General features: G+C 60.8%; 15 protein-coding genes. 2 read left to right on the top strand and 13 right to left on the bottom strand.

The annotated features are described in order from the left end of the window. Positions 1–23 precede the first annotated feature (23 nt). The 5 genes from HX803_RS19510 to pmbA all read right to left on the bottom strand — a co-directional run bounded on the left by HX803_RS19510 (position 24) and on the right by pmbA (position 4366). Positions 24–635 (bottom strand): superoxide dismutase, encoded by a 612-nt coding sequence (locus HX803_RS19510; protein WP_176995083.1) that lies wholly within the window; start codon positions 633–635, stop codon positions 24–26. Between the two features lies 1 nt (position 636). Then, the gene (locus HX803_RS19505) at positions 637–1080 is read right to left on the bottom strand and encodes a hypothetical protein (RefSeq protein WP_178922691.1); all 444 of its coding nucleotides are present in this window, start codon (positions 1078–1080) and stop codon (positions 637–639) included. Positions 1081–1107: 27 nt separating this feature from the next. Continuing rightward, positions 1108–2484 carry a lyase family protein gene (locus tag HX803_RS19500; RefSeq protein WP_178922689.1) on the bottom strand — a complete coding sequence of 459 codons (1377 nt, stop codon included), beginning with the start codon at positions 2482–2484 and terminating at the stop codon, positions 1108–1110. Continuing rightward, complete coding sequence (locus HX803_RS19495; RefSeq protein ID WP_178922688.1) at positions 2477–2872, bottom strand: FagA protein; 396 nt, start codon at positions 2870–2872, stop codon at positions 2477–2479. The genes HX803_RS19500 and HX803_RS19495 overlap by 8 nt, the downstream gene beginning before the upstream one ends. 147 nt (positions 2873–3019) lie before the next feature. Then, on the bottom strand, positions 3020–4366 hold the full coding sequence (pmbA, locus tag HX803_RS19490; protein ID WP_178922687.1) for a metalloprotease PmbA: 1347 nt from the start codon (positions 4364–4366) through the stop codon (positions 3020–3022). Between the two features lie 108 nt (positions 4367–4474). On the opposite strand from pmbA, the gene yjgA reads away from it, so the two are divergent. Beyond that, entirely contained in the window at positions 4475–4996 is a 522-nt protein-coding gene (gene yjgA / locus HX803_RS19485) for a ribosome biogenesis factor YjgA (protein WP_176995088.1), read from the top strand. 47 nt (positions 4997–5043) lie between these two features. Here the strand turns inward: yjgA and tldD are convergent, their stop codons facing one another. The 8 genes from tldD to mreB all read right to left on the bottom strand — a co-directional run bounded on the left by tldD (position 5044) and on the right by mreB (position 16234). After that, on the bottom strand, positions 5044–6486 hold the full coding sequence (gene tldD, locus HX803_RS19480) for a metalloprotease TldD (protein ID WP_178922686.1): 1443 nt from the start codon (positions 6484–6486) through the stop codon (positions 5044–5046). 16 nt (positions 6487–6502) lie between these two features. Continuing rightward, positions 6503–7351: a carbon-nitrogen hydrolase family protein gene (locus tag HX803_RS19475; protein WP_178922685.1), complete on the bottom strand. Its 849-nt coding sequence runs from the start codon at positions 7349–7351 to the stop codon at positions 6503–6505. A 48-nt stretch (positions 7352–7399) separates the two neighbouring features. Next, positions 7400–11215 carry a YhdP family protein gene (locus tag HX803_RS19470; protein WP_178922684.1) on the bottom strand — a complete coding sequence of 1272 codons (3816 nt, stop codon included), beginning with the start codon at positions 11213–11215 and terminating at the stop codon, positions 7400–7402. Positions 11216–11291: 76 nt separating this feature from the next. Beyond that, positions 11292–12749, bottom strand: coding sequence for a ribonuclease G (gene rng, locus HX803_RS19465; protein ID WP_010213134.1), 1458 nt, complete (start codon positions 12747–12749; stop codon positions 11292–11294). Positions 12750–12819: 70 nt separating this feature from the next. After that, on the bottom strand, positions 12820–13416 hold the full coding sequence (locus tag HX803_RS19460; protein WP_178922683.1) for a nucleoside triphosphate pyrophosphatase: 597 nt from the start codon (positions 13414–13416) through the stop codon (positions 12820–12822). Between the two features lie 51 nt (positions 13417–13467). Further along, positions 13468–13956: a rod shape-determining protein MreD gene (mreD, locus tag HX803_RS19455; RefSeq protein WP_003171788.1), complete on the bottom strand. Its 489-nt coding sequence runs from the start codon at positions 13954–13956 to the stop codon at positions 13468–13470. Further along, entirely contained in the window at positions 13956–15056 is a 1101-nt protein-coding gene (mreC, locus tag HX803_RS19450; protein ID WP_178922969.1) for a rod shape-determining protein MreC, read from the bottom strand. Before mreC ends, mreD begins: the two co-directional genes overlap by 1 nt. Before the next feature lie 140 nt (positions 15057–15196). Further along, on the bottom strand, positions 15197–16234 hold the full coding sequence (mreB, locus tag HX803_RS19445; RefSeq protein WP_002555108.1) for a rod shape-determining protein MreB: 1038 nt from the start codon (positions 16232–16234) through the stop codon (positions 15197–15199). 210 nt (positions 16235–16444) lie between these two features. Here mreB and gatC point away from each other — a divergent pair, with 210 nt between their 5' ends. After that, positions 16445–16732: an Asp-tRNA(Asn)/Glu-tRNA(Gln) amidotransferase subunit GatC gene (gene gatC, locus HX803_RS19440; RefSeq protein WP_178922682.1), complete on the top strand. Its 288-nt coding sequence runs from the start codon at positions 16445–16447 to the stop codon at positions 16730–16732. Positions 16733–16741 lie beyond the last annotated feature (9 nt).

Genomic DNA, 16741 nt, shown 5'->3' with positions numbered 1-16741 from the left:
TAGATCTTGTTATTGGATGAATATCAGGCCAATGCGGCCTGGTAGCGTGCGGCGACTTCCGGCCAGTTGATGACGCTGTAGAAGGCGTTGATGTATTCGGGGCGGCGGTTCTGGTAGAGCAGGTAATAGGCGTGCTCCCAGACATCCAACCCCAAGATCGGCGTGTTGCCGCTCATCAACGGGCTGTCCTGGTTGCCGCTGCTTTCCACCACCAATGTCTTTTGCGGGGTGACGCTCAGCCACGCCCAACCGCTGCCGAAACGAGTCAGCGCAGCCTTGGTGAATGCTTCTTTGAAGCTGTCAAAACCACCCAATTGCTCATCGATGGCCTTGCCCAACGCGCCCTCTGGCTTGCCGCCGCCTTTTGGCGACATCACGGCCCAAAACAGTGAATGATTGGCATGGCCACCGCCTTGGTTGATGACCGCAGCCCGCAGTTTTTCCGGTAATTGCTGCACGCTGGACACCAGCCTCTCTACCGGCCAACCCGCAAACTCGGTGCCCTCGACCGCCGCGTTGAGGTTGTTGATGTAGGTCTGGTGATGCTTGGTGTAGTGAATCTCCATGGTTTGCGCATCGATATGCGGCTCAAGGGCGTCATAGGCGTAGGGCAAGGCTGGCAACGTGTAAGTCATCTCAATGGGCTCCGTAATAAGGACTGTGGCGGGTCGACGCATCCGTTTGCGCCGCAGTGCCGCCCAGCAAGCGGTGGGTACGTGGGTACTCACCGTGATCGCTGATGAAATTCAACAGCTCGACATAGGTCTTGCTGCTCTGGCGCAAGGCCGCTTCGCGCAGTTGCGGGCTCAGCCGTGGGTCCTGCATGGTCTGGAGCAGGCGTTGGTGAATAGCGCACAGGTATTCCGCGCTCTCCTCCGGCTGGTTCAGGCGCAAATGCAGGTCCGCCAGGTTGTGATGGGAAATGACGCAAGCCGCCACTGCTTCGTCGGCATCCGCCCAGCGCTCGAATAACACTTGAGCCAGGGCCAAGGCTTGCAAATAAGCTTCCCGAGCGTCGACCAACTCGCCCGCCATAAAGCAGCGATTGGCCCGTTCGATCGTGCGTTTCCAGTGCTCCATGGTGAGCCTCCAAAGCAGGGTCGGTGGTTACACGCCGCCAGCCGTGAGCTTTTCCGGATCCAGCAGGACCTCCAGTTGGCTACGGGGCAAGTCGGTGTGCTCGAGGGCGACATCAATCACCGGGCGGCCTTGCTGATAGGCCTTCTTGGCGATTTCAGCAGCCTTTTGGTAACCGATGATCGGGTTGAGTGCAGTGACCAGGATCGGGTTGCGCGACAAGGCTTCTTTCAGCTTGCCTTCGTTGACCTTGAAGCTCGCAATGGCCTTGTCTGCCAGCAAACGGCTGGAATTGGCGAGTAACTCGAGGCTGCCGAGCAGGTTTTGGGCGATGATCGGCAACATCACGTTGAGCTCGAAGTTGCCTGACTGGCCGGCCACGGTAATCACGGTGTCGTTGCCGATGACTTGCGCGGCCACCATGGCGGTCGCTTCCGGAATCACCGGGTTGACCTTGCCGGGCATGATCGAAGAGCCAGGCTGCAGGCCCTCCAGCTCGATTTCGCCCAGGCCCGCCAGAGGACCGGAGTTCATCCAGCGCAGGTCATTGGCGATTTTCATCAACGAGACTGCCGTGGCTTTCAGTTGACCGGATACGGCAACGGCAGTGTCCTGGGAGCCAATCAGTGCAAACAGGTTTTTGCCCGGGGTGAATGTCACGCCGGTGAGATGGCTCAGTTGCTGACTGAAGCGCACGGCGAACTCAGGGTGCGCGTTGATCCCGGTGCCCACTGCCGTGCCACCTTGAGCCAATGCCTGCAGGCTTGGCAGCAAATCCTGCAAATGGCCGATATTGGCCTTCAATTGCTGCGCCCAGCCGTTGAGCACCTGGCTCATGCGCACCGGCATCGCATCCATCAGGTGGGTGCGGCCGGTCTTGATGAACGGATGAACCTCTTCGGCCTTCTGCTCGATCACCTGCACCAGGTGCAGCAGGGCCGGCAGGGTTTGCTCGTGCAAGACCAAAGCGGCGCTGACGTGAATCGTGGTCGGGATGATGTCGTTGCTGCTCTGGCCACAATTGACGTGGTCATTGGGGTTGACCGCCTCACCGAGCAAACGGCTGGCGAGGGTAGCAATCACCTCGTTAGCGTTCATGTTGGAGCTGGTGCCGGAGCCGGTCTGGAAGATATCTACTGGGAAATGCGGCATGAAGTCGCCTTCGAGCAGGCCCTGGGCAGCATCGACGATGGCCTTACCCTGCCCTTCGCTGATCTGCTTGAGGTCGACGTTGACCTTGGCGGCCGCTGCCTTGGCCAGGATGAGCGCGCGAATGAATTGCGCCGGCATGCGCTGATGACTGATCGGGAAGTTGTTCACCGCGCGCTGGGTTTGTGCGCCATACAAGGCCTCGGCCGGCACTTGCAGTTCGCCCATGCTGTCGCGTTCGATACGGGTGTTACTCATCGTTAGATCCTTGCACCAGGTCGGAGTGAGAAATAGACGGCAGCAATTCGCAGGTTGCCAATTGCCAGGCAAAGGTCTGCCAGCGCTTGAGGCGGCAGGCACAGAGGGAGAGTTTTTCCAGGTCGCGCAGTGGGCGCCAGGCCTGGTCCAAACACAGGGATCGCCAGTGCCAGGGCAGCGCGATATCGGTGGCGGTGTCGATCAGGAGACGGAACGAGGTTTCGGCAATCGTCCACGGATGGGTCGCCGTGCAGCACGCCAGGTATCGCCCCTCATTGAGGTAATGTTCGATCAGGCGAGGTTCATTGGGGTCGAGGCCGCAGCGAATCTGACGACTCATCCAGCGCCAGCTTTCCAGGTACGGATCCTCATGCAGGACAGAACTCATGATCCACACTCATTCGGTAATGATATTTATTATTAAATGATATTGAGAATCAAAACAAGAGTGGCACTTTAATCGGACTGAAACGCGGCCATGAAAAAAGGCGCGCCCTCTGCAAGATGGCGCGCCTTTTTGTTTAGCGTGTGAGGATCAACTGCCGGCGACAGTCATCCGCTCGATCAGCACAGAACCCGTGCGAATGTTGCTGCGCAGTTCCAGGTCATTACCCACGGCAACGATCTGCTTGAACATATCGCGCATGTTGCCGGCGATGGTCACTTCCTGGACCGCGAACTGAATCTCACCGTTCTCTACCCAGAAGCCCGCCGCACCACGGGAATAATCCCCGGTGACCATGTTCAAGCCGTGGCCCATCAGCTCAGTCACCAACAGCCCTCGCCCCATCTTCCGGAGCAACGCCGCCTGGTCTTCATCGCCATGGGTGACGAACAGGTTGTGCACGCCCCCCGAGTTGGCAGTACTTGGCAGGCCGAGTTTGCGGCCTGCATAAGTGCCCAGTACGTAGGACACCAATTCACCTTTCTCGACGAACGGCTTGGCATAGGTCGCCAGACCATCACCGTCAAACGCCGAGCTGCCCATGGCACGCATCAAATGCGGGCGCTCATCGATGGTCAGCCACTCCGGAAACAACTTCTGGCCGATGGCCCCTTCCAGGAACGAAGACTTGCGGTACAGGTTCCCACCGGAAATCGCCCCCAGGAAACTCCCGAACAAACCACCCGCCAGCTCCGCCGAAAACAGCACCGGCACTTCGCAGGTGGGCACCGGGCGCGCACCCAGGCGGCTCGCGGCACGCTGTGCAGCGCGCTGGCCGATGCTGACCGGATCGGCCAGCAGCTCACCTTGACGGTTCACGTCATACCAGTAATCGCGCTGCATCTGGCCATTGGCCTCGGCGATCATCACGCAGCTCAAGCTGTGACGGGTAGACGCGTACCCACCGATAAACCCATGGCTATTACCATACACACGGCAACCCTGGTGTGTGCTCAACGTGGTGCCATCGGCGTTCTTGATGCGGGTATCAGCGTCGAACGCTGCCGCTTCACAGGTCAGCGCCTGTTCGATGGCCTGCTCCGGCGTGATGTCCCACGCGTGGAACAGATCGAAATCCTTCAAGTCCTTGGCCATCAACGCTTTGTCAGCCAGGCCCGAGCTTTCATCTTCGGAGGTGTGCTTGGCAATCGCCAATGCGGCAGCGACAGTCTCGCGGATCGCCTCCGGGCCGCTGGCCGAGGTACTGGCAGAGCCTTTGCGCTGCCCAACATACAAGGTGATGCCAAAGCCCTGGTCGCGGTTGAACTCGACGGTCTCTACTTCCCGCTGACGCACTGAAGTCGACAGCCCCTGCTCCAGCGACACCGCCACTTCACAGGCACTCGCCCCCTGGCGCTTGGCCTCGGCAAGGATCTGCTCGACTTGTTCCTGCAGTGCCGGTAACGCTTGCGGACCGACGCTTTGGGCTGCACTCATGGTTTTCTCCACTCAAATTCTGCTTTCGGTTAAGGCCATCGAGCGACCGGGCCGGACAAGCGGCCCCCGACTGGTTATCATGGCGGCGTTTCTTTGCGGACTGCCACCATGGTTGATTCTTACGACGACTCCCTCGATGGGGAGAAAAGCAAATCCCAGGTCAAACGTGAGCTGCATGCTCTGGTTGACCTCGGCGAGCGCCTTACAACGCTCAAGAAGGATTTGATTGCAAAACTGCCACTGACCGACGAAATGCGCCGGGCCCTGGCCGATGCACCCAAGCACACCGCGAATATCGCGCGTAAACGTCACATCGCGTTTATCGGCCGGCTGATGCGTGATCAGGACACTGACGCCATTCTCGCCTTGCTCGATCAAACCGATGCCTCCACCCGCCAGTACAACGAACGCTTCCACAACCTGGAACGCTGGCGTGACCGCCTGATCGCGGGCGATGACGCCGTGCTGGAGAAATTCGTGGCCGAGTACCCGGACGCGGACCGCCAGCAACTGCGCTCCCTGATCCGACAGGCTCAACACGAACTGGCGCATAACAAGGCGCCGGCCACCAGCCGTAAAATCTTCAAGTACATCCGAGAGCTGGACGAGACCCAACGCGGCCTGCGTTGATCCTCTTCCCCGGGTGGCGATCTTCGCCACCCGAAGCTCCACCTTTCTTACGAACCCGTGCCACCCACGGTGATCGCATCAATTTTCAGCGTTGGCTGGCCGACACCCACCGGCACCGACTGCCCATCCTTCCCGCACGTACCCACGCCACTGTCCAGCGACAGGTCGTTACCGACCATCGACACCTTGCTCATGGCTTCCGGCCCGTTGCCAATCAACGTCGCCCCTTTGACCGGCGCGGTAATCTTGCCGTCTTCGATCAAGTACGCCTCGCTGGTAGAGAACACGAACTTGCCGCTGGTGATATCCACCTGGCCACCGCCGAGGTTGGCGCAGTAGATACCGCGCTTTACCGAGGCAATGATTTCCGCCGGGTCGCTTTCGCCACCGAGCATGTAAGTGTTGGTCATGCGTGGCATGGGCAGGTGCGCGTAAGACTCGCGGCGACCGTTACCGGTACGCGCCACGCCCATCAGCCGGGCATTGAGCTTGTCTTGCATGTAGCCCTTGAGCACGCCGTTTTCGATCAGCGTGGTGCATTCGGTGGGTGTGCCTTCGTCGTCGACGCTCAGCGAGCCACGGCGACCGGCCAGGGTGCCATCATCGACAATGGTGCACAGCTTGGACGCAACCCTTTCACCCATGCGCCCGCTATAAGCCGAACTGCCCTTGCGGTTGAAGTCACCTTCCAGGCCATGGCCCACCGCCTCGTGCAGCAGCACACCGGACCAGCCCGACCCCAACACCACCGGCAACGTGCCCGCTGGCGCCGGGATGGCTTCCAGGTTCACCAGCGCCTGGCGCAGCGCCTCACGGGCATAGCCCATGGCACGGTCCTCGGCGAGGAAATAACGGTAGTCGGTACGCCCGCCACCGCCATGACCACCGCGCTCGCGGCGACCGTTCTGCTCGACGATTACGCTGACGTTGAAGCGCACCAGCGGCCGCACATCGGCCGCCAGCCCACCATCGGTGGACGCCACCAGGATGCGCTCCCACACGCCGGCCATGCTCACGGTGACCTGCTGGATACGCGGGTCGAGGGCACGCGTGGCGGCGTCGACACGCTTGAGCAGCTCGACCTTCTCGGCACGACTGATCACTTCCAGGGGGTTATCCGGCGCATACAACTGGGCCACATCCTGGGTGCTGAACGCCTGCACCGTGCCATTTTGCCCAGCACGGGAGATCGACCGCGCAGCGCGTGCCGCCAGGCCCAAGGCTTCCAGGGTGATCGCATTGCTGTAGGCAAAGCCGGTTTTCTCACCGGATTGCGCACGCACGCCCACACCCTGGTCAAGGTTGAAGCTGCCTTCCTTGACGATGCCGTCTTCCAGGGCCCAGGACTCGGAGATCTGCCCCTGGAAATACAGGTCGGCCGCGTCGATACCCGGCCCGGCCAGATCGCCGAGCACGGTTTGCAAACTTTCGATGGTCACGCCACCGGGTGCCAGGAGGTGTTCACTGACTGAGGACAACAACTCGCTCATAGGTTTGGCCTTAAATTCATCGTTCTGAAGCAGGCCGCTGTGCGCCCTGCGAGAAAAAGCGCCGATGGTTGACCACCGGCATGCGCGCCCGTATCGACGCCTGTTCACTGCTATCGCGTTCGGCCAACAACACCGCTTCGCCTCTATCCTGTTGTGCCAGCACACGCCCCCACGGGTCGACAATCGCCGCATGCCCATGGGTTTCCCGTGGCCCCGGGTGCACACCGCCCTGCGCCGCCGCCAGCAGGTAGCACTGGGTCTCGATGGCGCGCGCACGGATCAGCACATCCCAATGCGCAGCGCCCGTCACTGCGGTAAAGGCCGAGGGCGCGGTGATCAATTCAGCACCGGCTGCACGCAATTCGCTGTACAGCTCCGGGAAACGCAAGTCGTAGCATACCGTCAGGCCCAGGCGCCCCACCGGGGTATCGGCTACCACAACGTTGCCACCAAAAGCATAGTCGTCGGATTCCCGATAACGACCTCGCGCATCGGCGACATCGACATCAAACAAGTGCAGCTTGTCGTAGCGGGCGACGATTTCGCCATGATCATCGACCAGCAGCGAGCAGGCATTGGACTTGGCGTTCGGCTGGTCCTTTGGCGGCAGCGGCAACGTGCCAGCCACTATCCATAAGGTGAGGTCACGGGCGGTCTGTTTCAACCAGGGCAGGATCGGGCCTTCGCCCAGGGCTTCGGCGCGGCCGATATCGGCCACGTCACGACGGCCCATGGCGGCGAAGTTCTCCGGCAGCACTGCCAGCTTCGCCCCACCGGCCGCCGCTTGCTCCAGCAAGCGCCGGGCCTGAGCCAGGTTGGCCAGCACATCACTCTGGCTGACCATTTGAATTACCGCAAAGGACATGGGCCGACACTCCGTAAAAAGCATGGGGCCATGCTACTCCACAGGCTCTCAGTTTGGCTTTTCAAATGGCTTGTCGAAGGTGATTTTTGGATCCTTCCAAGGACCTTCCACTTTGTACTGCACGCTGGCGAAGCGCGAAACACGGTCACCGATCAACTTGTCGATCAGGAACAACGCGCCACCGATGGCGGGCGCGCCGACGATCAACGCGGCAATCGGCAGGTTGTTGGTGACCGGCAAGGTCACCAGCAACTTGGCGTCGACGCGGTCAGCCACCAGGTCCAGGGTGCCATTGAGTTCAAGATTGGTCGACGGGCCCGTCATGGTGATGGGCTCGCGCGTCACGAACACGCCATTGCTGGCCGCCAGCAGCCCTTTGACCCGGTCATAGCTCAAGCCCTTGCCGAGAAGGTCCGAGAAATCCAGGCGCAGGCGACGACCGATGGAATTGAAGTTGAGCAGGCCAAACACCCGCAGGGCCTGGGCGCCGCCCTCCACTTCAACGAACTGGCCCTTGCGGAAGGCGGCGTCGAGGCTGCCGGAGAAGCGTTTCGGCCCGACCCAGGCCGGCGAACCCGGCCAACGGCCATCCACGTCCAGATGGAAGTCTTCGCTGGTCACCGTAGGGGCAAATCCCCAGCCCTTGAGCACATCAGCGATGTTCTTGCCATCCAGGCGGCCTTTGTACCAACTGCCGCTGCTGCCTGGCGCACCTTCCCAACCACCGGCGCCCTTGAGCTGCATGCCCTTGAGCCCCAGGTCCAGGTTATTGAAGGCCAGGCCCTTGGCGGTTGGCCGGATCTTCAACGACCAGGCGCCTACCAGATCCGGCCCCTGGAACAGCTGGTCGATGCCAATATCCAGCGCCGGAATATCCTTCGGATCGATGTCGGCCAAGGGGTCCGGCGCGTTTTCGTCAGCCTGCACCGTCGGGTCCACGGCTGGCAACTTCACGTACTGCAGGTTGATAGCGATCGGCGCGCCTTTGGCATCCGGCAGGTTCACCGTACCCTTGGCCTGCTGGCTGTCCAGCTGCAAGCCCCACGCGGCCGGCTTGCGATCCAGCAGCAGGTTGACCTGATCAAACTGGGTGCCAAAGCCGGTGACCTTGCCCACCTTGAAGTCTGCACCGCTGAGCAGTTGCTTGGCGCTGCCGCCCGGGTCATTGCCGGCATAGCGATCAATCAGTTTTTTCCACGGGTCGATGTCCAGCTCCGACAACACGCCGCGAATACGCAGGCCCTTGGCCGCCGGCAATACTGCATCGCCATCGCCGAGGAACAACTCGCCGCGGCCGTCATTGAACTTGTCCGGAGGCGAAGCAAAGGTGAAGTTCGCCAGCTCGCCGTAATCGAACCAGTAGCGGCGCTCGGCGCCCTGCAACGTCATGCGGAACACGCTGTCACGGCCCTGGCTGGCAGGCATGCCAAAGGGCGCCGGCAGGTCGACAGCGACGCCTTTCATGTTGGAGCTGACCATCAACTGGCTGTCGGCCCCGTCCAGGGTGAGCTGCAATTGGTAGGGAATATCGCCGGACACCGGCAGCGGCTGGCTGATTTTCAGCCAGTCGGTGAGCCGCTTGACCGTGACCTGGCCTTTGGCAGTCACGCGGGTGCTGAGATTGCCCGGTTTGCCATCGGCAAAGATCTGCGCGGTAATCGGCCGGTCGAACGCCTGGGCCGTGATGTTCTGCCCACTCAGGCCCTTGGCACTGTCGAAACGGAAATCGCCCTTGAGCTGGGTCAGGTCCAGGGTCGGCTCGGCCAGTTGCAGGCGCGACTTGTCGGTCTGGAAATCCACCACAATCTTCGGCTCGGTGCCTTTGGCCAAGGGTACGTCCAGGTCCAGCTTGCCTTGCAGGTCGCCCTCGCCCTTCCAGCCGGCAAAGGTCGACGCCGTACCGATCGGCGCTTCCTGAAGAATCTTCAAGCCATCGCCCAAGCCACCGAAAAACCCACCCGTCAGCAGCAAATGGCTGTCTTTACCGGCCGGCGCGTGGGGAATATTGACGTAGACATCCTTGACCTTGGTGTCGAGCAACTGGCCCTTGCTGGCCAGGATGCGCACGCCGCTCTCCTCGACAAACACTTCGCCGTTGACCTTGCTCACGTGTGGCCAGCCCGGCTGGAACGCCAGTTCAGCGTCATGCACCTTGAAGAACAGGCTGATATTGCGTGCCGCCGGCAGCGCGTCGTGGTTCAGCGAGCCCTGGTACTGGAAGAACCCCTGGTCCACGGCGCCTTTGAGAATCGCCGTACGCAGCCATTCATCCAACGACGGGCTCAAGACAGCAGGCAGGTACTTGGGCGTGAAACGGCCATCGCCATCGACCATGCCGACCCGCAGGTCCATGTAGTCTTCCTGGTCATGGTCAAAATGCAGGCGGATCAGAAAGTCGGCGGCCACCTTGCCTTCTTCACCCAGCACCTTGATATACGGCGCGATCAGGGTGAAACCTTCTTTGTCCAGCTTCCAGGTCAGGCGCGCATTGGCCTGGATGTACTGCCAAGGCTTGGCGAAAATCGGAAACAGGTGCAAGGAAAAGTCCTTGCTGTCCATGCGCAACTCGCCATGGCCCAGGTCACCGCTGATACTGCCGGACACGTTACGCGCCGCAGGTGCGCCGAAGTAGGCATCAAAACCCACCCGCTCAAGGTTGGCGGCAAAGCTGACCTTCTGGTCGGTGCTGTCCTGCGGGCGGAAATCCACCAGCACGTTACGCAGCAAACCGGTGGCCTTGAGGTGTTCGATTGTCTTGGCAAAGCCCTCTGGCAGTGGCGCCAGGGCATTGAGCAGTGGCGTGATCGGGGTCAGGTCCAGGCGATCGGCCTGCAGCTTCCAGACCTCCAAGTCCTTGTCGGTAGCCAGGGTCTGCTGCAGTTGTACGCGCGACTCCCAGCGGGTGTCTCCCAGGTTCATCGCCAGCGAATCCAGCAGCACTTTCAAGCCTGTGTCACTGCGTTGCAGGTAGGCGGTGAGTGCCAGGTTTTCTATATGGACCGGCTTGCGGTCGGCGTAGCTGCCCTTCACCTGAGGTGAATTCAGGCGTACCACGGCACTTTGCACGGTGCCCTTGGCCCAGGTCAGCCAAAACTCGCCGCCCGCCTTGAACTGGGTGAGTTTCCATTGCGGGGTCAGCTTGGCTGGAATCCACTTGGCCCAATCACTCTGCGGCAGGCTCAGGTAGGCCTGCACCTCTGCATCTTTCCATTGGCTGGCGCGTATGCGCGTGCGCAAGCTCACGGCCAGCGGCTGGCCGTCCGGCAGGGTCAGGCGTGCATCGAGACGTTGCCGACTCATGCCGGTATGCAGGCTCATGCCCACATAGGTCAGGGTCATGGGCGCCTGGTCGAACGGCTGCAATGTCACTTGGCTATCGAGCAATGACACGCGCTTGACCATCTGCATGCGCGTGAGCAACTGCTGCGGGTCCAGCGGCTGGTCGTCCTGCACTGGCAAGCCTTGCAGCGCCCAGTGGCCGTCCTTGTCTTCCTTCACGCTCAATTGCAGGCCGCTGACTTCCAGATGGGCGATACGCACTTCGCGCGCCATCAGGCTGGCCCACATGTCCGGCACCACTTCGACCTGATCCAGGCGCAAGGCACTGCTGCCCTCGCCCAGCATCACGTCGTGGGCCAGCAACACTGGGGCGAAGCCGCTCCAGCGGCCTTCGAGGCTGCCGATGTGCAGGGGCATATCCACTGCGGCCTGGGCCTTGGCTTCGATTTCGGCGCGGTATTCGGCCACCAGCGGGGTCAACTCACGACCCAGGCTCACGTACACCGCCGCCAACACCAGCAGCAACGCACAGAGGCCCAGGCCCCAACGGGTCAAAGCGGCAAAAAAGCGTATCAGACGCTCCATGTCAGGCGACCCTCAAGGCAAATAGTCGGACGGCAGATCAAGGTCTGCCGGTCTCGTGGAAGTAAGCGAATGGGGATCAGAGCAGCACCACGTCGTATTGTTCCTGGGAATACATGGTTTCGACCTGGAAGCGTATCGTGCGCCCGATAAACCCTTCCAGCTCGGCGACGTTACCGGACTCTTCGTCCAGCAACCGATCCACCACTTTCTGGTTGGCGAGCACCCGATAACCTTCGGCCTGATAGGCTCGCGCCTCACGCAGGATTTCCCGGAAAATCTCGTAGCAAACGGTTTCCGGGGTCTTCAATTTACCGCGCCCCTGGCAGCTGCTGCACGGTTCGCACAGGACCTGCTCCAAGCTTTCGCGGGTGCGCTTGCGGGTCATCTGCACCAGGCCCAGCTCGGTGATACCGATGATGTTGGTCTTGGCGTGATCACGTTCCAGTTGCTTCTCGAGCGTACGCAGCACCTGGCGCTGGTGCTCTTCATCTTCCATGTCGATGAAGTCGATGATGATGATGCCGCCCAGGTTACGCAGGCGCAGCTGGCGGGCAATCGCAGTCGCCGCTTCGAGGTTGGTCTTGAAGATGGTCTCTTCAAGGTTGCGGTGCCCCACGAAAGCGCCCGTGTTGACGTCGATGGTAGTCATGGCCTCGGCCGGGTCCACTACCAGGTAGCCACCGGACTTGAGTGGGACCTTGCGCTCCAGGGCTTTCTGGATTTCGTCTTCGACACCATACAGGTCGAAGATCGGCCGCTCGCCCGGGTAATGTTCCAGGCGGTCGGCAATTTCCGGCATCAGCTCGGCTACAAATTGCGTGGTGCGCTGGAAGGTTTCCCGCGAGTCGATGCGAATTTTCTCAATCTTCGGGCTGACCAAATCACGCAGGGTGCGCAAGGCCAGGCCCAGGTCTTCATAGATCACGCTGGGCGCGCCGATGGTCTTGATCTGCGCACCAATCTGGTCCCACAAGCGCCGCAGGTAGCGGATGTCCATGAGGATTTCATCGGCGCCGGCGCCTTCGGCAGCGGTGCGCAAGATAAACCCACCGGCTTCCTTGATGCCTTCGGCGGCCACGCAGTCGCTGACCACTTTTTTAAGGCGTTCGCGTTCAGCTTCGTCTTCGATCTTCAGCGAAATACCGACGTGGGCCGTGCGCGGCATGTACACCAGGTAGCGCGAAGGAATCGACAGCTGCGTCGTCAGCCGCGCACCTTTGGAACCAATGGGGTCCTTAGTGACTTGCACCACCAGGCTCTGCCCTTCGTGCACCAGCGCGCTGATGCTTTCCACCGCAGGGCCTTCGCGCAAGGAGATTTCCGAAGCATGGATAAACGCGGCGCGGTCCAGGCCGATGTCGACGAATGCCGCCTGCATGCCCGGCAATACGCGCACGACCTTGCCTTTGTAGATGTTGCCAACGATCCCGCGCTTCTGGGTGCGCTCAACGTGCACTTCTTGCAGAACACCGTTTTCTACCACCGCCACGCGTGATTCCATCGGCGTGATATTGATCAGAATCTCTTCACTCATGGCTGGGTCTCGTTCAGGCGTTTTCACAATAGTGACCGATCGCTAAAGGCTTGGCGCTGGAATACGGCGTTCAACGCACGGTAAGGTTTTGCCAACAGGGTATGCCGAATTGGCCGAGCAGTTGCGCGGTTTCACACACCGGCAGGCCGACCACGGCGGAATAACTGCCGTTGAGCCCGGCCACGAACACCGACCCCAGGCCCTGGATAGCATAGCCGCCCGCCTTGTCCTGGGGTTCGCCACTGTGCCAGTAGGTTGTAGCCTCTTCGACAGAAATACCGCGAAACCGTACACGACTGCTTACACAAACAGTTTCGCTACGCCGGCCATCCGTCAGGGCTATGGCGGTGAGGACTTCATGCTCACGCCCCGCCAACGCCATCAGCATGGCCAGGGCATCGGCTTGATCCACGGGCTTGCCAAGGATCTTCCCATCGACGATCACAGCCGTATCAGCGCCCAGCACGCAGGCGCCCGGGGTGTTTTCGAGCGCAGCAAAACCCGCCGCCGCCTTGCCGCGCGCAAGGCGCTCGACGTAGGCAACGGCAGGTTCATTGGTAAGAGGTGTTTCATCAATAGTGGCGCTGACCACGGTGAAGGGCACACCGATCTGGGTCAGCAGTTCACGCCGCCTCGGAGAGCCCGAGGCCAGGTAAAGCGAATTCATTCCAGACTCTCCCTGTAGGGTTCGATAACCAGGCAGAGCCTCGCAATCCGTTCAATTGATCTTATAGCGACGACGTAACCCACGCAGGCCAAAACTGATCCAAGGCCACAGCAGCGCACTGACCAGCGCTGGCAATACCAGCGCCAGGGTGGGCTGGCGGTTGCCGGTCAAGGCGCTCAGCCACAGCTGCACCAGTTGAGCCAGGCCGAAGATCACCAGAATCACCAGGCACTGCTGCCACATCGGAAACATGCGCAGCCGTTGCTGCAACGACAGCACCAGGAAGGTGATCAGGGTAAGGATCAACGCGTTCTGCCCCAGCAAGGTGCCATAGAGCACATCTTCCGCCAAGCCCAGGAACATCGCCGTGACCATGCCGACCTTGTGCGGCAGGTTCAGCGACCAGAAGGCCAGCAGCAGCGCCAGCCAGAGCGGTCGCAGGATTTCCATGAATTGCGGCAACGGCGAAACGCTGAGCAGCAAGCCGATGGCAAAGGTCAGCCAGACGATCCAGCCGTTGCGCGAATGAGTACCGGCCATTATTCCTCCCTCTGCCGTGTGGTTGCCGGGGCGGTCGCCGCAGGCCTGGCCGCAGGCGTCGCGGCCGGTGGCTTGGTCGCTGCCGGTTTAGCCGCACGCGCATTGTGCGCCACAGGCTTGGCGGGAGTGGCTACGGGCGCCGCCGCAGCAGGTGCAGGCGCAGGCGGCCCGACGAATGCCGGTTTTGGCACAGTTGCAGGCACGATCGGCGCAACACCGTTTTGCTTGTCTTCCGCTTCCTGGGCCTGGGCGGCGTCATTGGCGCGCTCTTCAGGAGTGCGGTTGTCGCTGAACACCAGCAGCAGGTAACGGCTGCGGTTCAAGGCCGCCGTCGGTACGGCACGCACGATGGCGAAGGGCTGGCCGGAATCGTGGATCACTTCCTTGACCGTCGCCACCGGGTAACCGGCCGGGAAACGTTGGCCAAGGCCGGAGCTGACCAGCAGGTCGCCTTCCTTGATATCCGCCGTGTCGGCGACGTGGCGCAATTCCAGGCGTTCCGGGTTGCCGGTGCCGCTGGCAATCGCACGCAAGCCGTTGCGGTTCACCTGCACCGGGATACTGTGGGTGGTGTCCGTCAGCAGCAGAACCCGCGAGGTATAAGGCATCAGCTCCACCACCTGGCCCATCAGGCCACGGGCATCAAGCACCGGCTGGCCGAGGACCACACCGTCACGTTCACCCTTGTTGATGATGATGCGATGGGTAAAGGGGTTGGGGTCCATGCCGATCAACTCGGCCACTTCGACCTTCTCGTTGACCAGCGCGGAAGAATTGAGCAACTCGCGCAACCGAACGTTCTGCTCGGTGAGGGCCGCCAGCTTTTGCATGCGCCCCTGCAGCAGCAGGTTTTCGGTCTTGAGTTTTTCGTTCTCGGCAACCAGCTCGGTGCGGCTGCCGAATTGGCTGGCCACGCCCTGGTAGAGACGTTGCGGCAGGTCGGTGATCCAGTAGGTCTGCATCAACACCAGCGACATCTGGCTGCGCACGGGCTTGAGCAGTGCAAAGCGGGCATCGACCACCATCAGCGCGACCGAAAGCACGACCAGCACCAACAGGCGCACGCCCAATGAGGGGCCTTTGGCGAAAAGCGGTTTAATAAGCCGCTCCTCCCAGGCAAATGTTCTCTTTATTCATACGGCATCTAACCGGCCTGGATGCAGATTGAAGAAGATAAACGCCAACAGGCAGCACTGCAAAGTGCTGCCTGCGGGCGAAACATGGGCTAATCAGCAAATGCTTATTCGCTGGAAAGCAGGTCCATGGTGTGTTTATCCATCATTTCCAGTGCACGACCACCGCCACGGGCAACGCAGGTCAGCGGGTCTTCGGCGACGATCACCGGCAGGCCAGTTTCCTGGGCCAGCAGCTTGTCGAGGTCACGCAGCAAGGCGCCACCGCCGGTCAGTACCAGGCCACGCTCGGCGATATCGGAAGCCAGCTCCGGTGGCGATTGCTCCAGGGCGCTCTTCACTGCCTGAACAATAGTGGCCAGGGACTCTTGCAGAGCTTCCAGCACTTCGTTGGAGTTCAGGGTGAAAGCACGTGGAACGCCTTCGGCCAGGTTGCGACCGCGAACATCGACTTCGCGCACTTCGCCGCCCGGGTAAGCGGTGCCGATTTCCTGCTTGATGCGCTCGGCGGTGGATTCGCCGATCAGGCTGCCGTAGTTACGACGCACATAAGTGATGATCGCTTCGTCGAAACGGTCGCCGCCCACACGTACGGATTCGGCATACACCACACCGTTGAGGGAGATCAGGGCGATTTCAGTGGTACCACCACCGATATCCACCACCATCGAGCCACGCGCTTCTTCAACCGGCAGGCCGGCACCGATCGCAGCCGCCATCGGCTCTTCGATCAGGAACACTTCACGGGCACCGGCACCGAGGGCCGATTCACGGATGGCACGACGCTCAACCTGGGTGGATTTGCACGGAACGCAGATCAGCACACGAGGGCTGGGCTGCAGGAAACTGTTTTCGTGAACCTTGTTGATGAAGTACTGCAGCATCTTCTCGCAGACGCTGAAGTCGGCGATCACGCCGTCTTTCATCGGACGAATGGCGGCAATATTGCCTGGTGTACGGCCGAGCATGCGCTTGGCCTCGGTGCCAACGGCAACGACACTTTTCTGGTTACCGTGCGTCCGAATAGCCACAACCGATGGCTCATTCAGGACGATACCGCGCTCGCGCACGTAAATAAGGGTGTTGGCAGTGCCCAGGTCAATGGAAAGATCGCTGGAAAACATGCCACGCAGTTTCTTGAACATGGGAAAGGGACCCTAGGCAACGCGTGGGTAAAAAAGTGCGGCAAACTCTAACAACGACAGGGATTTTGGGCAAGGCGCCAATGTGCTAAATTGGCCGACTTTCTGTGCACCTAACCCCACAATCGCGGCCGTAAGACCGTAGAAATGCGGTAGTGTTCCGACAATCTAACACACGGACAGCCTCCGTTCTGTTTTCCACTGGAGATTCCCATGACGCTTGAACGCTCCGACGTGGAAAAAATCGCGCATCTGGCCTCGCTTGGCCTCAATGATGCCGATCTTCCACAGACCACTGCAGCCCTGAACAGCATTCTCGGGCTGGTCGACCTGATGCAGGCCGTAAATACCGACGGTATCGAGCCTTTGGCTCACCCGCTGGAAGCCAGCCAGCGCCTGCGCGCAGACGTCGTGACCGAGAGTAATAATCGCGAGGCCTACCAGTCCATCGCGCCAGCGGTCGAAAACGGCCTGTACCTGGTTCCGAAAGTCATCGACTAAAGGGAAAGA

This window comes from Pseudomonas sp. P7548, from assembly GCF_013386585.1.
Classification (GTDB): Bacteria; Pseudomonadota; Gammaproteobacteria; order Pseudomonadales; family Pseudomonadaceae; genus Aquipseudomonas.
Note: the sequence above shows the minus strand (reverse complement) of the source record. Positions and strands in the feature narration are given on the sequence as shown.

Coding starts and splice junctions, on each gene's coding strand:
- pmbA (WP_178922687.1), bottom strand. CDS start 4,366: ATGAGTGCAGCCCAAAGCGTCGGTCCGCAAGCGTTACCGGCACTGCAG.
- HX803_RS19470 (WP_178922684.1), bottom strand. CDS start 11,215: ATGGAGCGTCTGATACGCTTTTTTGCCGCTTTGACCCGTTGGGGCCTG.
- HX803_RS19475 (WP_178922685.1), bottom strand. CDS start 7,351: ATGTCCTTTGCGGTAATTCAAATGGTCAGCCAGAGTGATGTGCTGGCC.
- yjgA (WP_176995088.1), top strand. CDS start 4,475: ATGGTTGATTCTTACGACGACTCCCTCGATGGGGAGAAAAGCAAATCC.
- HX803_RS19510 (WP_176995083.1), bottom strand. CDS start 635: ATGACTTACACGTTGCCAGCCTTGCCCTACGCCTATGACGCCCTTGAG.
- rng (WP_010213134.1), bottom strand. CDS start 12,749: ATGAGTGAAGAGATTCTGATCAATATCACGCCGATGGAATCACGCGTG.
- gatC (WP_178922682.1), top strand. CDS start 16,445: ATGACGCTTGAACGCTCCGACGTGGAAAAAATCGCGCATCTGGCCTCG.
- HX803_RS19460 (WP_178922683.1), bottom strand. CDS start 13,416: ATGAATTCGCTTTACCTGGCCTCGGGCTCTCCGAGGCGGCGTGAACTG.
- tldD (WP_178922686.1), bottom strand. CDS start 6,486: ATGAGCGAGTTGTTGTCCTCAGTCAGTGAACACCTCCTGGCACCCGGT.
- mreB (WP_002555108.1), bottom strand. CDS start 16,234: ATGTTCAAGAAACTGCGTGGCATGTTTTCCAGCGATCTTTCCATTGAC.
- HX803_RS19505 (WP_178922691.1), bottom strand. CDS start 1,080: ATGGAGCACTGGAAACGCACGATCGAACGGGCCAATCGCTGCTTTATG.
- HX803_RS19500 (WP_178922689.1), bottom strand. CDS start 2,484: ATGAGTAACACCCGTATCGAACGCGACAGCATGGGCGAACTGCAAGTG.
- HX803_RS19495 (WP_178922688.1), bottom strand. CDS start 2,872: ATGAGTTCTGTCCTGCATGAGGATCCGTACCTGGAAAGCTGGCGCTGG.
- mreD (WP_003171788.1), bottom strand. CDS start 13,956: ATGGCCGGTACTCATTCGCGCAACGGCTGGATCGTCTGGCTGACCTTT.